This window comes from Dermacoccus sp. PE3 (assembly GCF_001021715.1).
GTDB classification, from domain to species: domain Bacteria; phylum Actinomycetota; class Actinomycetes; order Actinomycetales; family Dermatophilaceae; genus Dermacoccus; species Dermacoccus abyssi.
Genome location: NZ_LDCM01000003.1, coordinates 364,052 through 378,960, shown reverse-complemented (window position 1 = coordinate 378,960; position 14,909 = coordinate 364,052). Strand labels below are relative to the sequence as shown.

General features: G+C 68.9%; 13 protein-coding genes. All 13 read right to left on the bottom strand.

The window, feature by feature from the left end:
• Nucleotides 1-73: 73 nt before the first annotated feature.
• Nucleotides 74-1,174 (bottom strand): TRM11 family methyltransferase, encoded by a 1,101-nt coding sequence (locus AA983_RS09645; RefSeq protein WP_052947050.1) that lies wholly within the window; start codon nt 1,172-1,174, stop codon nt 74-76.
• A 380-nt stretch (nt 1,175-1,554) separates the two neighbouring features.
• On the bottom strand, nt 1,555-4,443 hold the full coding sequence (gene infB, locus AA983_RS09640; protein ID WP_047312021.1) for a translation initiation factor IF-2: 2,889 nt from the start codon (nt 4,441-4,443) through the stop codon (nt 1,555-1,557).
• 81 nt (nt 4,444-4,524) lie between these two features.
• Complete coding sequence (locus AA983_RS09635; protein ID WP_052947049.1) at nt 4,525-4,917, bottom strand: YlxR family protein; 393 nt, start codon at nt 4,915-4,917, stop codon at nt 4,525-4,527.
• Nucleotides 4,918-5,031: 114 nt separating this feature from the next.
• Nucleotides 5,032-6,045: a transcription termination factor NusA gene (nusA, locus tag AA983_RS09630; RefSeq protein ID WP_047312020.1), complete on the bottom strand. Its 1,014-nt coding sequence runs from the start codon at nt 6,043-6,045 to the stop codon at nt 5,032-5,034.
• Nucleotides 6,045-6,596, bottom strand: a complete 552-nt coding sequence (rimP, locus tag AA983_RS09625; protein ID WP_047312019.1) for a ribosome maturation factor RimP — start codon at nt 6,594-6,596, stop codon at nt 6,045-6,047. The genes nusA and rimP overlap by 1 nt, the downstream gene beginning before the upstream one ends.
• A gap of 136 nt (nt 6,597-6,732) precedes the next feature.
• Nucleotides 6,733-7,677 carry an ABC transporter permease gene (locus tag AA983_RS09620; protein WP_156170327.1) on the bottom strand — a complete coding sequence of 315 codons (945 nt, stop codon included), beginning with the start codon at nt 7,675-7,677 and terminating at the stop codon, nt 6,733-6,735.
• On the bottom strand, nt 7,664-8,473 hold the full coding sequence (locus AA983_RS09615; protein WP_082128831.1) for an ABC transporter ATP-binding protein: 810 nt from the start codon (nt 8,471-8,473) through the stop codon (nt 7,664-7,666). The genes AA983_RS09620 and AA983_RS09615 overlap by 14 nt, the downstream gene beginning before the upstream one ends.
• A 1-nt stretch (nt 8,474) precedes the next feature.
• On the bottom strand, nt 8,475-9,545 hold the full coding sequence (locus tag AA983_RS09610) for an ABC transporter substrate-binding protein (protein ID WP_047312018.1): 1,071 nt from the start codon (nt 9,543-9,545) through the stop codon (nt 8,475-8,477).
• 1 nt (nt 9,546) lies between these two features.
• Entirely contained in the window at nt 9,547-10,971 is a 1,425-nt protein-coding gene (locus AA983_RS09605) for a sulfate adenylyltransferase subunit 1 (RefSeq protein ID WP_082128830.1), read from the bottom strand.
• A complete protein-coding gene (cysD, locus tag AA983_RS09600) occupies nt 10,971-11,897 on the bottom strand; it encodes a sulfate adenylyltransferase subunit CysD (RefSeq protein ID WP_047312017.1) in 927 nt (308 codons plus the stop codon). The genes AA983_RS09605 and cysD overlap by 1 nt, the downstream gene beginning before the upstream one ends.
• Complete coding sequence (gene cysC, locus AA983_RS09595; RefSeq protein ID WP_231579579.1) at nt 11,894-12,439, bottom strand: adenylyl-sulfate kinase; 546 nt, start codon at nt 12,437-12,439, stop codon at nt 11,894-11,896. Before cysC ends, cysD begins: the two co-directional genes overlap by 4 nt.
• Complete coding sequence (locus AA983_RS09590; RefSeq protein WP_047312015.1) at nt 12,436-13,137, bottom strand: phosphoadenylyl-sulfate reductase; 702 nt, start codon at nt 13,135-13,137, stop codon at nt 12,436-12,438. Before AA983_RS09590 ends, cysC begins: the two co-directional genes overlap by 4 nt.
• Nucleotides 13,134-14,816 (bottom strand): nitrite/sulfite reductase, encoded by a 1,683-nt coding sequence (locus AA983_RS09585; protein WP_047312014.1) that lies wholly within the window; start codon nt 14,814-14,816, stop codon nt 13,134-13,136. The genes AA983_RS09590 and AA983_RS09585 overlap by 4 nt, the downstream gene beginning before the upstream one ends.
• Between the last annotated feature and the right edge of the window lie 93 nt (nt 14,817-14,909).

Below are 14,909 nucleotides of genomic sequence, written 5' to 3'. Positions count from 1 at the left end.
GTCGGCTCCGGCGTTTCGCCGAGCAGTTGCCGTGAGACGACGGGGTGCTGAGCCCGCCGTGGTCCGGGTGGGTTCAGCCCTTGCGGGCGACGACGATGTCGCGGTCGATCGAGGCGTCGACGCGGTGACGGAACGCGCCCTCGTCAAGGCCGGCGGCAGGCGCGCCGTGGCCGTGGACGACCGAGAAACCATGCGCGTCGAGCACGTCGGCGAGTTCGCCGGGCTTCACGACGTGGCGGTTGTAGGCGAGGCCGACCGTGCCGCCCGTGCGCAGGGTGTCGTGCCAGGACGGCAGCGCTCGCTCGAGGAGCTGCACCGGGGAACGGTCCAGCTTGTCGCCGTGGGAGCCGTGCTGGACGCCGTAGGGCGTGTCGGCGACGACGACGTCGACGCTCGTCCTGCGCATGACACGCCCGAGCCTGGTGGTGTCGACGTTGAGGTAGGTGACCTGTTGGGTGCGTCCGGCCTTCCAGTCTTCCTTCGTCGGTGCGGTCTCGAGTTCGAGCGCACGCCCGAGCGTCCGGCCTTCGCGACGCACCTGGCTGGCATCGATCTCGTGCTTGAGGCGGTGGGAGCGAAGCCACGTCGTGATGAACGCCTGGTAGGCCTCGAAGTCCTTCTTGTCGAGGTCGACGCCGGTGACGTCGATACCGCGCAGGAGGCAGGTGTTGAGGGTGGTGCCGCGACCGCACATGGGGTCGAGCACGTGGAGGGAGCCGTCGAGCAGCGCCTGCGGGCGCTTTGCGAGCGCAGCGGTGACGTTGAGCAGCAGGTGGGTGAACTGCTCGTTCGTCTTGCCCTGGTACTTCTGGATCGTGACGAGGTCGTCGCTGTAGGGGCGACGACGTTCGAGGGCCGTCGGACGCAGCAGCCCGTCGGCCGAACCGAAGAGGGCGAAGGCGCCGCTGGCCTCGCTCACGACGCGGGTGAGCAGGTCGTCGTCGCCTTCGATGTTGAGGTAATCGACTCCGGCGACGGTGACGGGGCGTACGCGGGCGTCCAGGCCCAGAGCGTCGGCCATGACCGTGATCTCCGCGGCGTTGAGGCGCGCGGCGTCTCCGGCGTAAACGCGGTTCGACGAGGGTGCGAGGAGCAGGAGGCGCCCGTCGGGCGCGGTGTCGAGTGATGCGCGAAGCTCGGGCTGGGTCTCGTCGGCGGCGTTCTCGGAATTCACGGGCTCCAGTGTGCCGCAGTGACAACCCGACCCCGAATCCGCGGCGTTCCAGCCAGGCGACGAAGGTCCAGGCTGCGGGAGCTCAGATCTCCAAGTCGAGAGTGCGGAACGCGGCCACCATCGAACGGAGATGCGACTTTAGAAGCCCACATGCGGAAAGCCCAACACTCCCCATGACCGAACCACGCTGGAAGCGGACTCCGCAGAGCAAGCGAAAGCCCCCACGAACCCCGAGCTTGCGAGGGGTGGTGAGGGCTTTCGCTTGTGATGCGGCCCGAAGGGCTGTCGCACCGAGGCTGAATCCCGAGCTTGCGAGGGATTCAGACCGGAAGACGGCCCAAGGGAACGCACTCAGACCGGAAGACGGCCCAAGGGAAGGACTAGTCCCTCGGCTTCTCCCGCATTTCGTACGTCGTGATGAGGTCACCGACCTGGACGTCGTTGTGCGAGCCCAGGTTGATACCGCACTCGAAGCCTTCGCGGACCTCGGTGACGTCGTCCTTGAAGCGACGCAGACCGGCGATCTCGAGGCTTTCGGTGATGACGACGCCGTCACGCGTGATGCGTGCCTTGGAGCCGCGCTTGATCTCACCGCTGCGCACCATGGATCCGGCGATGTTGCCGAACTTGGACGAGCGGAAGATCTCGCGGATCTCGGCGGAACCGAGCTCGTGCTCCTCGTACTCCGGCTTGAGCATGCCCTTGAGGGCCTGCTCGATCTCGTCGATCGCCTGGTAGATGACCGAGTAGTAGCGGATCTCGACGCCTTCCTTCTCGGCGTATTCGGCGTTCTGGCCTTCGGCGCGAACGTTGAATCCGACGATGATGGCGTTGGAGGCGACTGCGAGGTTGATGTTGTTCATCGTGATCGCGCCGACACCACGGTCGATGATCCGCAGGTCCACGTCGTCGCCGACGTCGATCTGCAGGAGCGCGTCCTCGAGGGCTTCGACCGAACCCGACACGTCACCCTTGAGGATGAGGTTGAGGGTTTCGACCTTGCCTGCAGCGAGCTGCTCGTTGAGGTCCTCGAGGCTGATGCGCTTGCGAGCCTTGGCGAGCGAGGCCTGACGGTCTGCCGCTTCACGCTTCTCGGCGATCTGACGGGCCGTGCGGTCGTCCGGGGCCACGATGAACGTGTCACCGGCGCGCGGCACGGAGGCCAGACCCGTGACGAGCACGGGACGGCTCGGGCCGGCTTCCTGAACGTTCTCGCCGTGCTCGTCGAGCATGGCGCGAACGCGTCCGTAGGCCTGGCCGGTGACGATGGCGTCACCGACGCGCAACGTACCGGACTGCACGAGAACCGTTGCGACGGCACCGCGACCACGGTCGAGGTTGGCCTCGATCGCGACACCGCGGGCGTCCTTGTCCGGGTTGGCGCGCAGGTCGAGCGCGGCGTCGGCGGTGAGCAGGACGGCCTCGAGGAGGCTGTCGATGTTCTGCCCCTGCTTGGCCGACACGTCGACGAACATCGTCTCACCGCCGTACTCCTCGGCGATGAGGTTGTACTCGGTCAGCTGCTGACGCACCTTGGCCGGGTTCGCGCCGTCGGCGTCGATCTTGTTGACCGCCACGACGATCGGCACGTCGGCCGCCTGGGCGTGGTTGAGCGCCTCGATCGTCTGCGGCATGACGCCGTCGTCGGCCGCGACCACGAGGATGGCGATGTCCGTGACCTTCGCACCACGGGCACGCATGGCGGTGAACGCCTCGTGACCGGGGGTGTCGATGAACGTGATGGGACGGTCGACGCCCTCGTGCTCCTTGTGGACCTGGTAGGCACCGATGTGCTGCGTGATGCCACCGGCCTCGCCCTTGCCGACGTCCGCGTTGCGGATGGCGTCGAGCAGGCGCGTCTTACCGTGGTCGACGTGACCCATGACGGTGACGACCGGGGGACGCTGCTCGAGCATCTCGTCGTCCTCGCCCTCGGCCTCGGCCTCGAGGTCGATGTTGAACTGGGAGAAGAGTTCCTTCTCCTCGTCCTCCGGCGAGACGACACGGATGTCGTAGCCGAGCTCGGCACCGAGCAGCTGGAACGTGTCCTCGTCGAGCGACTGCGTCGCCGTGGCCATCTCACCGAGGTGGAACAGCACGGTGACGAGGCTCGCCGGGTTCGCGTCGATCTTGTCGGCGAAGTCCGTCAGGGACGCACCGCGGCGCACCTGGATGACGGTCGAACCGTTGCCGCGCGGGACGCTGACACCGCCGATCGACGGAGCCTGCATCTGCTCGAACTCTTGACGCTTCGCGCGCTTCGACTTACGACCGCGGACCTTGCTGCCGCCGCGACCGAAGGCGCCCTGGGTGCCGCCGCGACCACCGGGGCCACGACCGCCACCGCCGGGACGACCGGCGAAGCCGCCGGGACGACCGCCGCCACCGGGGCGACCTGCGCCACCACCGCGGGCCGGGCGCTCGCCCGGACGCGGAACGGCAGCCTGCGACGGCATCATGCCCGGGTTCGGGCGCGGTGCGCCGGAGCCACCCGCGGGACGGGGGCCACCTGCACCGGCCGGACGCGGACCGCCCGCACCAGCGGGACGGGGACCGCCCGCACCGGCCGGACGCGGACCGCCCTGACCCTGACCACGGTTGCCGGGACGCGGCATGCCCTGGCTGGGCGCGAACGGGTTGTTGCCCGGACGCGGGGAGCCGCCTTCACGGCCGCCGCCACGACGATCGCCCTGCGGACGCTCGCTGCGGCCCATGCCCTGGCTCGAGCTGAACGGGTTGTTACCCGGACGCGGAGCGCCGGGGCGCGGTCCGGGACGTCCGGCACCGGGACGCTCGTTGCGAGCGGGCGCGGCCGGAGCCGGCTTCGGCGCTGCAGGGCCGGGCTTCGCAGCGGGAGCCTTGGGTGCCGGCGCCGGCGTTGCAGCCTCCGACTTCGGCGTCGCGGGCTTCGCCTCGGCGGGCTTGGGAGCCTGGGCCTCGCGCTTGGGCTCCGGCGACGGCGCGGGAGCCGGGGTCTCGGCCTTCGGCGCAGGCTTGGATGCCGGTGCCTTCGGGCCCGGCTTGGGGGCGCCCGGCTTCGCCGCGGAAGGCGTTGCCTTCTTCGCGGGCGCGCTGGACTTGTCGTCCGCGGACTCGCCGCCTGCCTTCGTCGGCTTCGGCGGGTTCTCCTTGATCTTGCGCACCACGGGCGCCTCGATCGTGGAACTTGCGGACTTCACGAACTCGCCTTGCGCCTTGAGATGCGCAAGGAGTTCCTTGCTTTCGACTCCGAGCTCTTTGGCGAGCTCGTGGACTCGAACCTTGGCCACGTTTCTCCTGTCGGTTTTCGACGGACCGCCAAGGCTTCGAGCCCGGCAGACCGTCAGTTGAGGGTGCTCATCGCTGAGAACTCATCGGGTGCTCATAGCGTCAAACCCGCTTTCGGTCACTGTCGTGGAAGTCCCCCTGCGGGTCCTTCCGGTGTTTTCGTCGTCGTACGACGTGGAACGGATCTCCCGTTCCACCTGTTCCGCCAGCGCGTCGGTGGAAACCGCCGATCGCAGGCGAAGTGCCCGTCCCCAAGCGCGGCGGGTCGTGGCCTGGGAAAGGCACGTCTCGTCGGCGTGGAGCCACGCTCCCCTGCCCGGCATCGCCTTGCGCGAGTCGAGTACCAGGACGGCATTCTCATCGCACACGATGCGCAGCAAAACGGAACGGCCGCCCTTTCCCCGGCATCCGATGCAGGTGCGCTGCGGTTCGGACTTTCGGGAGAGCTCGACATCCGTGTCGGTCACGTTGATCACGTCACCAACCTTCTGTCTGTCACCGTTCGCCCCCTAGCCTACCTGTTCGCCCCCGGGGCAGGAAAACGCGAAATCCCCCGGGTGCACTCGCACCCGGGGGATTTCCGGCCCGGATCAGCGCTCGTCGGCAGCCGCCGGAGCGCCCACGGCAGTGTCCGGACGGATGTCGATGCGCCAGCCGGTCAGCTTGGCCGCGAGGCGGGCGTTCTGGCCCTCCTTGCCGATCGCGAGGCTGAGCTGGAAGTCGGGCACGATGACGCGCGCAGCGCGCGCCTTCGGGTCCGTCACCTCCACGGACTCCACGCGCGACGGCGAGAGTGCAGCCGCGATGAACTCCTCGGGCTGGCGGGAGAAGTCGACGATGTCGATCTTCTCGCCCTGCAGCTCCGACATGACGGCGCGCACACGCTGACCCATGGGCCCGATGCAGGAGCCCTTGGCGTTGACGCCGGGCTGCGTCGCGTGCACGGCGATCTTCGTGCGGTGTCCCGCCTCGCGGGCGAGGGCCGCGATCTCGACGGTGCCGTCGGCGATCTCGGGCACCTCCATCGCGAAGAGCTTGCGCACGAGGTTCGGGTGGGTACGCGAGAGGGAGATCTGCGGGCCCTTCGGACCGCGTCGCACGGAGACGACATAGCAGCGAATGCGCTCGCCGTGGCGGTAGACCTCACCCGGCACCTGCTCGGCGGCCGGGAGGATGCCTTCGATCGTGCCGAAGTCGACCTTGACGAACCGCGAGTCGTTGCTCTGCTGGATCGTGCCGGCGACGATGTCGCCTTCCTTGCCGACGAAGTCACCGAGGATGGCCTCGTCCTCGACGTCGCGCATGCGCTGCACGATGACCTGGCGCGCCGTGCTCGCGGCGACGCGGCCGAAGTTCTTCGGGGTGTCGTCGAACTCGGGGCCCGGCTCGCTCCAGGTGCCGTCCTCCTGCTTCTGCCCGTCCTCGCGCGCCCAGACGACGACGTGTCCGCTCTTGCGGTCGAGCTCGACGCGGGAGCGGCGGTAGGCGCCCTCCTCCTTCTGGTACGCGAGCAGGAGGGCCTGCTCGATCGCCGGGACGATGACGTCCATGGGGATCTCGCGCTCCCGCTCCAGGGCGCGCAGTGCTGCCATGTCGATGTCCATCAGACGTCCTCTCCCACGCCGTCGGTGTCGCCACCGTGCGTGAATTCCACCTGCACCTTGGCGCTGGTGATCGTTGGGTACTCGAGTCGGGTCGGCTCGGCCGAGGCGTGGCCGCCGGCCTTCTTGCCGCCCTGCTCGGGGGTGACGACGATCTCGGTGGCATCGGCGGACGTGAGGCGTCCGGCGATCTTCGAGCCGTCGTCGAGGGTGATCGCCACGAGTCGCCCGACGTTGCGGGCGAAGTGACGGGGTTCGGTGAGCGGGCGGTCGGTTCCCGGGGAGCTGACCTCCAGAACGTAGGGCTGCTCGCCCATGACGTTCGTGGCGTCGAGCTCGTCGCTGACGACGCGGGTGGCTTCGGCGACCTCGTCGAGCGTGACGGGAGCAACCGGCTCCGTCGTGGCCGTGTCCATCGTCACGATGCGGTCGAGGAGGATGCGCACGAGGCGACGCTTGCCCGCGGGCACGACGGTGACGTCCTCGACGAGTATTCCCAGGGGTTCGAGCTTGGGTGCGAGGGTTTCGATGATCGTTCGTTCCGCGCCTGCCACCGGACCTCCTGGAGTTGTCGTCACGCACCCGAGCGAGGGTGCGAAATGCGCGAGCACTCGGCCCGCGCGCGTCCACCTTACCGAACCTGACCCCCACGGGACACGCGCCTTTGGGGTGGGTCGGCTCTGCCTGAGGTCACAGCCCGCCCGCGGTGAGGCCGCGGCGACGCAGCAAGCTGCGCTCGATCGGGCTGAAGAGCAGCAGTTCCACGGCCAGACCGACAACAAGGACGAGAGCGATCGCGGCGACGACCGTCGGCATGTCGGAGTTCGCCTGTCCCTGGCTGAGCATCGAGCCGAGACCGAAGCCCAGTTCGGGCGAAGAGACGATGAGTTCGGCGGCCATGAGGGAACGCCACGCGAAGGCCCATCCCTGCTTGATACCGGCGAGGTAGGTCGGCATCGCGGCGGGAAGCAGGACGTGACGTACCAGCTGCGTGCGCGACGCACCGAGCGTCCGGCCGGCCCGTTCGAGCAGCGGTGGCACTTGGTCGAGGCCGCCGATGAGGCCCATCGCGATCGACGGCACCGCGGACAGCAGAATGACGGCGTAGATCGTCGTGTCCGTGAGGTAGAACATCATGACCGCGAACGGCACCCACGCCACCGACGGCAGGGACTGGATGGCGGCCAGCAGGGGCCGGAAGGCCTTGCGCGCCAACCGGTGACGCCCCACGAGCAGGCCGAGCGCGCTGCCCAACACGACGGCGACGAGGAACCCGATCACCCCGCGGCGAAGGCTCACCCAGATCGCCGAGAGCGCGTCGCCCGAGGTGAGCGAGCGCCACAGCGCGGCAGCAATGTCGCCCAGCGGCGGCAGGGCCCACGTCGGCTTCACCTGCAACCAGACGAGGCACTGCCACCCGAGGGCGACGAGGGCCAGCGCGCCGAGCGGCGCGAGGACGGACGTGAGGTCGACGCGGCGACGCTTGGGTCGCGCCTGGACCTCGAGACGGTCGAGGCCCGAGGTCACGTCGGCGTCGCTGATCGCCGGCGTGGCGCGCACGACGGAACGGTGTCGGTGCGCATCGACCTCGAACGGGTCCTCCGCGTAGCTACGGCTCGAATCAGGCGTGGGCATGGCGGCTGATCTCCTCTCGCAGGCGGGCGGTGATCTCCCGGGAGAGGTCACCCACGCCCGAGTCCTCGATGATGCGCGGGTGCGGCAGGTCGACGTCCCACGTCCGCGCCACGCGGCCGGGGCGCGAGGAGAGCAGGACGACACGCTGGCCGAGGCGCACGGCCTCACGCACGTTGTGAGTGACGAAGACGACAGCCATCCGCTCGCGCTGCCACACCTCGGTGAGCTCGCCGTGCAGGAGGTCACGGGTCATGGCGTCGAGCGCCGCGAACGGTTCGTCCATGAGCAGCACCCGCGCGTTCTGGGCCAGAGCCCTCGCCATCGCGACGCGCTGGCGCTGACCACCGGACAGCTCGTGCACGCGACGGCCGCCGGCACCGGCGAGGCGTACCGTCTCGAGCAGTTCTTCGGCTCGTGCGCGGCGCTCTGGAGCCGCCACTCCCCCGAAGCGCATCGGGGCCTCGACGTTCTCGCGTGCCGTGAGCCACGGGAACAGTGCGCTCTCCTGGAACATGAGCGCGGGCTGCGGTCCGTCGACCTCCACGACTCCGGATGTGGCGGGTTCAAGTCCCGCAACGATCGACAGGAGTGTCGACTTGCCACAGCCGGAGGCTCCGAGGACGGAGACGAACTCACCCGGCGCGACGTCGAGGTCGATGCCACCGATGGCTTCGACGGCGTCCTCGCCGTGGCCGAAGACCTTGCGCAGCGCGCGCAGTGAGACGGCCGGGCGCACGTCGTGCTCCCCCGGGCTCGTCGGCTCGGGTCGGCGCAGCTGTGGTCGGGTGTCGGTCATGTCAGGCCTTTCCTCGTGCGCCGTAACCGCCGTCGTCGGCGCGCTCGAGACTGCGTGCGGCGAGCGCTCGGTTGAGCGGCGCGAGATCCGCGATGCCGTGCAGATTCGGTTTCACCTCGATACCGCCCGTGGCCCAGGTGTGCTCGGCCACCTCGGCGACGTTGGTGAGCATCGGATCCCAGCCGAACTCGACGCTCCTCATGGCGCGTTCGATCACGGTGGGCTTGAGCTTCTTCCCGGCGATTCGCTCGATCTCGGAGTTGAGCAGGGTCGATGCCTCGTCGCGGTGCGCCCGGATCCATCGCACCGTGTCGACATGCGCGCCGAGCAGCGCCTCCACCTGCTCGGGGCAGCGGCGGCGGTAGTCCTCGGACACGACGACGCAGGTCGTGGCGAAGCGCCCGCCCGGCCACCGGGTGCGCTCGTCCACGAGAACGTGCGCCCCCGCTTCCTCGACGAGCCGCGACACCCACGGTTCGGCCTGGTACGACGCATCGAGGCGGTTCTGCTTGAACTGGTCGAGAGTCTGGCTGTTGGCCATCCACAGCACCTCGACCGCGTCCTTGCCGGAACCGGTGGAGATGCCCTTCTCCCGCAACAGCGTCTTGAGCGCAACGTCCTGAGTGCCGCCGAGCTGCGGCGTCGAGACCCGACGACCGCGCAGGCCTTCGACGCTCTCGATGCCCTTGCGTGCCACGAGCGCGGCGCCTCCTGAGGCACCACCGGCCACGAGCCGCACGCCCTGACCCTTCGTCCGCACCCACGCGGTGATCGCCGGGTTGGGTCCGAGGTAGGCGACGTCCAGCGCGCCGGCGAGCATCGCCTGAACGGCCGAGGGTCCGCTCGGAAAGATCTGTGGCTCAAGACGCACACCGGGCAGACGCTCAGCGAACGTGCCCCGAGCCATGCCGGCCACGGCCACACCGTGCGTCACGTTGGCGAAGTAGCCGAGGCGAAGCCTGTGCGGGGACGCCTCAGCGGCGCCGCACGCGGTGAGGGCGGGCAAGACGAAGGGTGCCCCCACAGCGGCCGCGAGAACGGCGCGTCGCGAGGGACGATCGAGGGTGTTCATGTCAGCCGGCCAGCCAATCCTCTTCGGACTCTTCCTCCGGCTCCTCGCCGGCCGCCTGCGCCCCGAGGCCGAGGTCGGCCCCGACCATGCCACCCCCGATCGTGGCCCCGCTCGCAGGATCGATGACGAGGAAGGCGCCCGTGCCCCGGTGACGGGAGTAGGCGTCGACGGCCACCGGCTCCGCGAGGTGGAGCACGACCTGCCCGATGTCGTTGAGGCCAAGGGAATGCGCTCCGTCGGCCGGGTGCCACGTGCTCTCCTCGACGTCCCAGTGATGGGTGACGTCGGTGAGGACCGCTCGCACGACCTTCGTACCCGCCTTGACGAGAACACGCTGGCGCGGCGTGGTCGAACCTTCGGCGAGCCACGCCACGACACCCTTGAGCTCGCTCGTCACGTCGGGTGCGTCCGCCTCGGACTCGACGACGAGGACGTCACCGCGGGCGACGTCGAGTTCGTCGGCCAGGCGGATCGTCACGGATTCACCGGCGCCCGCTTCCTGCGCCGAGCCCGTGGGTGTGTCGATGCCGATCACCCGTGATCCCAGCCCGAGGGTGGAGGCACGCACGACGTCTCCGACGTGCACGACGCCGGACGTGATGCGTCCGGCCATTCCCCGGTAGTCGGGGTGGTCGCTCGTGCGCGGGCGGATGACGAGTTGCACCGGCATCCGGAAGTTCTCGACCCGCAGGTCGCGAGCCACCGGAAGGTTCTCCAGCAGCGTGAGCAGAGGCTCGCCCTCGTACCAGGAAGGGGCCGACGCGACAACACCCTCTCCGGTGAGGGCCGACAGGGGGACGACGGCGACGTCGCCCGCCAAGCCCACCTTCTCGACGAGGTCACGGGTGTCGCGGGCAACCTCGTCGAAGCGCTCCTCGGACCAGTCCACAGCATCCATCTTGTTGAGCGCGAACACGACGTGCGGCACGCGCAGCAACGCCATGAGAGCCGCGTGCCGCCGGGTCTGCGCCGAGACGCCGTGCCGCACGTCGACGAGAATCACCGCCGCATCCGCCGTCGACGCGCCCGTCACCATGTTGCGGGTGTACTGGACGTGGCCCGGGGTGTCGGCCAGGACGAAGGTGCGCTGCGGCGTGGAGAAGTAGCGGTACGCCACGTCGATCGTGATGCCTTGCTCCCGCTCCGCACGCAGACCGTCGGTCAGCAGCGCGAGGTCGACGGTGTCGGCTCCGCGCGACGTGCTCGCCGCGACCATGGAGTCGAACGTGTCGGCCAGGATGTTCTTCGTGTCGTGCAGCAGACGCCCGACGAGGGTGGACTTGCCGTCGTCGACGCTGCCCGCGACGACGAGGCGCAATTGTTCCGGAGCCGCCGTGGCACCGCTCGCGTCAGCCGGCTGTGATGGCACCGCGACCTCGCGTCCCGTCTCCGGTCGGCTCGTGGGTGTCACGTGGGTCGTTGTCATCAGAAGTACCCCTCTCGCTTGCGGTCTTCCATCGCGGCCTCGGAGAGGCGGTCGTCGGCGCGTGTGGCGCCCCGTTCGGTGAGGTGGCTGGCGGCCACTTCGGCGATGATCTCGGCGGTGGTTCGGGCACTGGATTCGACTGCGCCGGTGCACGATCCGTCACCCACAGTCCGGTAGCGGACGCTCTTGGTCACGACCTTCTCGTCGGGGCGCGGACCGAACCACGGGCCCGACGTGAGCCACATTCCGTCACGTTCGAACACCTCGCGATCGTGGGCGAAGTAGATCGGCGGGAGCGCGACGTTCTCGGCCTCGATGTAGCGCCAGATGTCGAGCTCGGTCCAGTTGCTCAGCGGGAAGACGCGCGTGTTCTCCCCCGGCGCGTGCCGCCCGTTGTAGACGTTCCACAGTTCGGGTCGCTGGTTGCGCGGATCCCATCCGCCGAGCGCGTTGCGCACGGAGAAGATGCGTTCCTTGGCGCGTGCCCGATCCTCGTCACGACGTGCGCCACCGAGGAGCGCGTCGAACTTCTGCTCGGCGATCGTGTCGACGAGCGGCACCGTCTGCAGCGGGTTGCGCGTGCCGTCCGGACGCTCGGTGAGGCGTCCGTCGGCGATCCAGTCCTCCACGGCCGCGACGTGCAGCCGCAGGCCGTGGCGAGCGACGATCTCGTCACGGAAGGCGATCACCTCGGGCAGGTTGTGTCCCGTGTCGACGTGGAGCAGCGTGATGGGCAGCGGCGCCGGCGCGAGCGCCTTGAGCGCCACGTGGAGCAACACGGCCGAGTCCTTGCCACCGCTGAACAGCAGTGCAGGACGGTCGAACTCGGCGACGACTTCACGGATGATCTCGATGGCCTCCGCTTCGAGAGCGCGGAGCGTCGAGACTTCGGCGGGGTTCGTCGGGGTGTGCTCGAGCACGGTCATGGCAGGTTCCTTTCCGACTCGTCGGACAGAAGGAGGGCGAGCACTTCAGCCGCTGAATCACGCACGCTGCGGCCCTCGGTCTCGAGGCGAAGATCAGGGTCCTCGGGAATCTCGTAGGGGTCGTCGACCCCGGTCATCGCAGGGATTTCGCCGGCGCGAGCCTTGGCGTAGAGGCCCTTGACATCGCGTCGTGCGCACTCCTCGAGCGAGGTTGCGACGTGGACTTCGACATAACGGGCACCGCTCGCCTCGTGGCGTGCTCGGTTCTGCTCGCGGGCGTCCGCATACGGGGCGATGACAGGCACGACGGCCCAGACCCCGTTGCGTGCCAGCATGTCGGCGAGGAAGCCGACCCGCGTGACGTGCGTGGTGCGGTCCTCGCGCGAGAAGCCGAGTCCCTTGCTCAGGGATTCGCGCAGTTCGTCGCCGTCGAGAAGTTCGACCCGCTCGCCCCGGGCGCGCAGGGCCTCCACGAGCTCGTGGGCGATCGTCGACTTGCCGGCACCGGAGAGCCCGGTCAGCCACACCGTTGCGCCGCTCACAGGTTGATCCCGCATTCGGTCTTGTCCTGGCCCGCCCAGCGGCCGGCGCGAGCATCCTCTCCGGGTGCGACCCGGCGGGTACAAGTGGCACACCCGATCGAGGGGTAGCCCTGGGTGAGCAGGGGGTTACTGATGACGCCGTACGCCTCGATGTACTCCTCGACGTCGGTGTCGCTCCACGCGACGATCGGCGCCACCTTGATCCGTTCGCGGCGCTCGTCGAAGCTGACCACCGGGGTGTCCCGGCGTGTCACGGCCTCGCTGCGCCGCACCCCCGTCGCCCACGCCTCGTACCCGTCGAGTGCATCGTCGAGCGGGTGCGTCTTGCGCAGAGTGCAGCACAGGTCCGGGTCACGGGAGAACAGGTCCTTGCCGTGGCTCGCGTCCTGTTCGGCCACGCTCTGGGTCGGCGTGAGGTTGCGCAGGGTGATGTCGTACTCCTGCGCGACCCGGTCACGCGTCGCGATGGTCTCGGCGAAGTGGTAGCCCGTGTCGAGGAAGAGCACGTCCACACCCGGCATGACACGTGACGCCAGGTGCGGCAGAACGGCGTCCTGCATCGAACTCGCGACGGCGAACTTGTCACCGAACTCCTCGCGCGCCCAGTCGAGCACGCGGATCGCCGGAGCTCCGTCGAGATCGCGGCGAGCAGCCTCCGCCACGGATCGCAGGGTCTCGGCGTCACGGACGGCGCTCATCGCAAAGCCTCCTCGTCCGCGCGACGAGCCCAGTCGCCGAAGGTCTCGCTCACCTCACGCTGTTCGACGAACCGGGTGACGACGCGTTCGACGTAGTCGCCCAGCTCGGTGGCGACCACCTTGTGCGCGCGCAGCTTGCGCCCGACGACGAGGTCCTCCCCGAGACCGCCTCCGAGGTGCACCTGGTAGCCGGGCACCTGTTCGCCGTTCTCGTCCGTGACGATCTGTCCCTTGAGGCCGATGTCGGCCACCTGGATGCGGGCGCACGAGTTGGGGCAACCGTTGAGGTGGATCGCGATGGGGTGTTCCAAGACCTCGTTGAGGTGTGCCAGGCGCGTCTCCAGTTCCTCGACGAGGTCGGCCGCGCGCTTCTTCGTCTCGACGATGGCGAGCTTGCAGAACTCGATGCCGGTGCACGCCATCGTGGCGCGACGCCAGTGCGACGGGCGGGCCTCGAAGCCCAGCGGTCGCATCGTGTCGACGAGTGCCTCGACGTTCTCGTCGGCCACGTCGAGCACGACGAGCTTCTGATAGGGCGTGAGTCGCACCCTGGCCGACCCCGCAGCTTCCACGGCGTCCGCGACCGCCGCGAGCGCCGTACCGCTCGTGCGACCGGCGACGGAGGCGAAGCCGACGAAGTTGTCGCCGTCCTTCTGGCGGTGCACACCGATGTGATCGATCGTGTGCTTCGGCGTGGGCGCTGGCGGCCCGTCGACGAGCTTTCGACCGAGGAACTCCTCCTCGAGCACCTGCCGGGTGCGCTCGGCGCCCCATTCCTCGACGAGGTACTTGAGGCGCGCGCGGTTGCGCAGGCGTCGGAAGCCGTAGTCACGGAAGAGCTTGACGACGGCGAGCCACACCTCGGGCACCTCCTCGAGGGGCACCCAGGCACCGAGGCGCAGGGCGAAGAACGGCTTGGTCGAGAGGCCCCCGCCGATCTGCAGGTCGAAGCCCGGTCCGTGCTCAGGATGGATCGAGCCGACGAAGCTGATGTCGTTGATCTCGGGCGCCATGTCGGGCAGCCACGCGATCGCCGTCTTGAACTTGCGCGGAAGGTTGGCCAGCTCGGGGTCGCCGACGTAGTGCTTCTTGATGTATTCGAGCGCCGGGGTGGCGTCGAGTACCTCATCGGGGTGCACGCCGGCCACGGGCGAACCGAGGGCCGTGCGGGTGCAGTCTCCGCACGCTTCCATCGTGTCGAGACCGACGGCTTCGAGGCGCTCCCAGATCTCCGGCACGTCCTTGACGTCGATCCAGTGGTACTGGATGTTGTGCCGGTCCGTGATGTCGGCGCTGTCGCGGGCGAAGTCGGTCGAGATGCCGGCGAGGACTCGCAACTGCTCGGTGGTGAGCTGGCCGCCGTCGATGCGCACGCGCATCATGAAGAACTCGTCGTCGAGTTCTTCGGGCGGCAGCGTTGCCGTCTTGCCACCGTCGACACCCGGGCGACGCTGCGTGTACAGACCCATCCAGCGGAAGCGGCCACGCAGGTCGGTGCCCTCGATCGTGTCGAATCCACCGGCCGCGTACTCCTCGAGGATACGGCGGCGAACGTTCAGCGGAGCGTCGGCCTGCTTGAAGACCTCGTTCGGATTGAGGGGGTCACGTTCCCCGAGGGCCCACTGGCCTTCGGGCTTGCGTGCACGGCCCTTCGGGCGGGCCTGGGTCGTCGCCGTCATCACTACTCCTCGCATCGGCCCCATAACCCTTACTTTTGCATCACCCAACTGCAACTAATGACTACCGAGCGGTCCACACTGTGAACGCTCCCC

What these genes read in the sequence shown, in the direction of transcription:
- AA983_RS09610 (WP_047312018.1), bottom strand. Translation starts at nt 9,545, where the DNA reads ATGAACACCCTCGATCGTCCCTCGCGACGCGCCGTTCTCGCGGCCGCT.
- AA983_RS09590 (WP_047312015.1), bottom strand. Translation starts at nt 13,137, where the DNA reads ATGAGCGCCGTCCGTGACGCCGAGACCCTGCGATCCGTGGCGGAGGCT.
- nusA (WP_047312020.1), bottom strand. Translation starts at nt 6,045, where the DNA reads ATGGACATCGACATGGCAGCACTGCGCGCCCTGGAGCGGGAGCGCGAG.
- cysD (WP_047312017.1), bottom strand. Translation starts at nt 11,897, where the DNA reads ATGACCGTGCTCGAGCACACCCCGACGAACCCCGCCGAAGTCTCGACG.
- AA983_RS09585 (WP_047312014.1), bottom strand. Translation starts at nt 14,816, where the DNA reads ATGACGGCGACGACCCAGGCCCGCCCGAAGGGCCGTGCACGCAAGCCC.
- AA983_RS09615 (WP_082128831.1), bottom strand. Translation starts at nt 8,473, where the DNA reads ATGACCGACACCCGACCACAGCTGCGCCGACCCGAGCCGACGAGCCCG.
- AA983_RS09620 (WP_156170327.1), bottom strand. Translation starts at nt 7,677, where the DNA reads ATGCCCACGCCTGATTCGAGCCGTAGCTACGCGGAGGACCCGTTCGAG.
- AA983_RS09605 (WP_082128830.1), bottom strand. Translation starts at nt 10,971, where the DNA reads ATGACAACGACCCACGTGACACCCACGAGCCGACCGGAGACGGGACGC.